Origin of the sequence: Robiginitalea sp. (assembly GCF_049588695.1) — a bacterium.
Classification (GTDB): domain Bacteria; phylum Bacteroidota; class Bacteroidia; order Flavobacteriales; family Flavobacteriaceae; genus Robiginitalea.
Map to the genome: position 1 here is coordinate 1 of NZ_JBAVZJ010000601.1, position 3,471 is coordinate 3,471.

Consider the following 3,471-nt stretch of genomic DNA (forward strand, 5'->3'; position numbering starts at 1 on the left):
CGGGGAGGAGACCTGAATAATGCCATTGTATACGTAGATAAGGAGATTTCTAACGAAACCATGATACGGCTTCAAAATGCTTTTAAAAAAGACAAACTCTCCGTGAAGCCCAATGGTATTTTAGACAACCTGACACTTCACTATCCCAACGAAGCCGCAAGGCACAAGTTATTGGATGTTATTGGAGATTTAGCCCTTATCGGCACGCGAATTCAGGGAAAGGTTATCGCCAACAAACCCGGCCACTATGTCAATACGCAATTCGCTAAAAAGCTCTCAAAGATTATAAAACTGGAGAAGCGAAATAAGGTCCCGAAATACGATTTGAATAAGGAGCCTTTTATGGATGTGACGCAGATCATGCAGATGCTGCCCCATCGCCCTCCTTTCCTTTTGGTAGACCGGATTCTTGAACTATCCGATACCCACGTGGTAGGGTTGAAGAACGTGACCATGAATGAACCTTTTTTCGTCGGTCATTTTCCCGGCGCACCGGTTATGCCAGGAGTGCTGCAGGTAGAAGCAATGGCGCAAACCGGAGGAATTCTGGTGTTGAGTACAGTGCCCGATCCTGAAAATTACCTCACCTATTTTATGAAAATTGACAAGGTGAAATTTAAACAACAGGTAATGCCTGGGGACACCCTTATTTTTAAATGCGATCTGGTATCACCCATCCGACGGGGTATTTGCCATATGCAGGCTTACGCCTATGCAAACGGAAAGCTCGTCTCCGAAGCTGAGCTGATGGCCCAGATAGTCAAAACCAAAAACAACTAGCATGAATCAGCCGTTGGCCTATGTGCATCCGGGTGCCAAAATAGCCAAGAATGTGGTTATTGAACCCTTTGCCACTATACACAATAATGTGATTATTGGAGAGGGAACCTGGATTGGCTCCAATGTGAGTATCATGGAAGGGGCCCGTATTGGCAAAAACTGCAGTATTTTCCCGGGTGCAGTCATATCGGCCACTCCCCAGGATCTCAAATACGACGGAGAAGAGACCATTGTCGAAATAGGGGATCATACCACCATACGGGAATGTGCAACGATTAATAAAGGAACGGCAGACCGCCAAAAGACGGTAATCGGCAAACACTGCCTTATCATGGCGTATTGCCATGTGGCCCATGATTGCATTGTGGGGGATTATTGTGTTTTTTCAAATAATTCGACCCTGGCGGGTCATGTCACCATTGGAGATTATGTAGTATTGGCCGGGATGGTGGCTGTACAGCAGTTCGTTTCCGTGGGATCGCATGCTTTTGTAACCGGGGGCTCCCTGGTGCGTAAGGATGTCCCACCATTCGTAAAAGGGGGGCGTGAGCCCATGTCTTATGTGGGGATCAATTCCGTGGGACTTCGAAGACGCGGATTCTCCACAGATAAAATCAGGGAGATCCAGAACATCTATCGCATCCTCTACCAAATGAACTATAATAATTCCCAGGCTGCCCAGATCCTCGAGGCGGAAATGGAAGCCACCCCGGAGCGGGATGAAATCCTGCAATTTATCAGGGATTCACAAAGGGGAATAATGAAAGGATATTTCAGTAACAATTAATTATGGCTACAACATCAGATATCAGAAAGGGATTGTGCATTCGCTACAACCATGATATATATAAAATTATTGAGTTTTTGCATGTCAAGCCCGGTAAGGGACCGGCATTTGTGCGGACCAAACTGAAAAGTGTGACAACGGGCAAGGTGATCGACAATACCTTTTCCTCCGGCCATAAAATTGAGGATGTTCGGGTCGAGACGCGGTCCTACCAGTATCTCTATGCCGAAGGGGAAACCTACCATTTTATGAACACAGAGGACTACAACCAGATCTCCCTTCAGGAAAGCACCCTTGATGCCCCTGATTTACTAAAGGAAGGGGAGGTGGTCACCATTCTTTTTAATACGGAAGACAGTATGCCCCTGTCGGTGGATATGCCGGCGAGTGTGGTCCTGGAGGTAACCCATACAGAGCCCGGGGTTAAAGGGAATACGGCTACCAACGCATCTAAACCCGCTACTGTGGAAACGGGTGCCCGGATCAACGTTCCGCTTTTTATCAATGAAGGGGACAAAATCAAAATAGATACAGAAAAAGCGGCGTACATGGAGCGCGCCAAAGAATAGGGAACCTGAAATGAAATTTCCAAGACCACACAGACTGGAGGAAATCGCTGACTTACTCGGGGTAGCCTTCGTAGGAGATAAGGATTTCCCGGTTCTTGGAATCAACGAGATCCATGTGGTCGAGCCCGGGGATATCGTTTTTGTCGATCACCCGAAATACTATCAAAAAGCTCTGGATTCGAAGGCCACCATCGTTCTGATCAACAAAGAAGTGGCTTGTCCGGAAGGTAAGGCCCTGCTGATTTCAGATGATCCATTCCGTGATTTTAATCGGCTAACGGCCCATTTCAAGCCTTTTCAGGTGGCTCAGGCCCAAATCGACCCTTCGGCTACCATAGGGGAAGGAACGGTGATACAACCCGGTGTTTTTATCGGAAGGAATGTGCAAATTGGGAAGCACTGTATTATCCACCCGAATGTGGTGATACTGGATTCCTGTATTCTCGGCGATCGCGTTATAGTCCAGGCGGGTACTATTATCGGATCGGACGCCTTTTATTACAAGAATCGTCCGGAGGGGTACGACAGACTCCTTTCGGGGGGTAGGGTTATCCTGGAGGATGGGGTAGAACTGGGAGCTCTCTGCACTATTGACCGTGGCGTCAGTGGGGATACCCGAATTGGCGAGGGGAGTAAATTGGACAATCAGATACAAATAGGCCATGACACTGTAATCGGAAAAAAGTGCCTCATTGCCTCACAGACCGGAATTGCCGGGTGCGTGGTAATCGAAGACGAAGTTACTATTTGGGGGCAGGTCGGTATTACCAGTGCCATCCGAATTGGGGCTAAAGCCGTTCTTTGGGCCCAGGCAGGAGTTTCGAAGTCCCTGGAAGGAGGGAAGGGCTACTTTGGCAGTCCTGCAATGGAGGCCAGGGAACAACTCAAACAAATGGCAGTATTGAGGCAAATGCCCGAAATCGCCAAACAAATTAAAAAACAATAAGTATTCACTGGGCTGTTTTTAACGAAGCCCTATTTTTGACTTAGAAAAAAAAAGAAGATATGAGCGTATTGGTTAATAAGGACTCCAAAATTATTGTTCAGGGATTTACCGGAAGCGAGGGAACGTTCCACGCAGAACAGATGATTGAATATGGAACGAACGTGGTCGGTGGAGTGACGCCCGGCAAAGGAGGACAAAGCCATCTCGATCGGCCGGTTTTTAATACTGTTTCTGAAGCCGTAGCCGAAACCGGAGCGGATACTACTATTATTTTCGTGCCACCTGCTTTTGCTGCCGATGCCATCATGGAGGCTGCCAATGCGGGAATCAAGGTGATTATTACCATAACCGAAGGGATACCGGTAGCCGATATGATTAAGGCATACGAC

At 47.6% G+C, this 3,471-nt stretch carries 4 protein-coding genes and 1 pseudogene; all 5 read left to right on the plus strand.

What is annotated here, in order from left to right; genetic code table 11:
• The coding region (gene fabZ / locus WBV75_RS13765) for a 3-hydroxyacyl-ACP dehydratase FabZ (RefSeq protein ID WP_424121160.1) at positions 1-780 on the plus strand (780 nt) is incomplete at its 5' end.
• Position 781: 1 nt separating this feature from the next.
• Positions 782-1,567, plus strand: a complete 786-nt coding sequence (gene lpxA, locus WBV75_RS13770; RefSeq protein WP_424121161.1) for an acyl-ACP--UDP-N-acetylglucosamine O-acyltransferase — start codon at positions 782-784, stop codon at positions 1,565-1,567.
• Positions 1,568-1,569: 2 nt separating this feature from the next.
• Positions 1,570-2,136, plus strand: coding sequence for an elongation factor P (gene efp, locus WBV75_RS13775; protein ID WP_424121162.1), 567 nt, complete (start codon positions 1,570-1,572; stop codon positions 2,134-2,136).
• A 10-nt stretch (positions 2,137-2,146) separates the two neighbouring features.
• On the plus strand, positions 2,147-3,082 hold the full coding sequence (locus WBV75_RS13780; RefSeq protein WP_424121163.1) for a UDP-3-O-(3-hydroxymyristoyl)glucosamine N-acyltransferase: 936 nt from the start codon (positions 2,147-2,149) through the stop codon (positions 3,080-3,082).
• A gap of 59 nt (positions 3,083-3,141) precedes the next feature.
• A pseudogene (locus tag WBV75_RS13785) lies at positions 3,142-3,471 on the plus strand (succinate--CoA ligase subunit alpha); the annotation flags it as partial.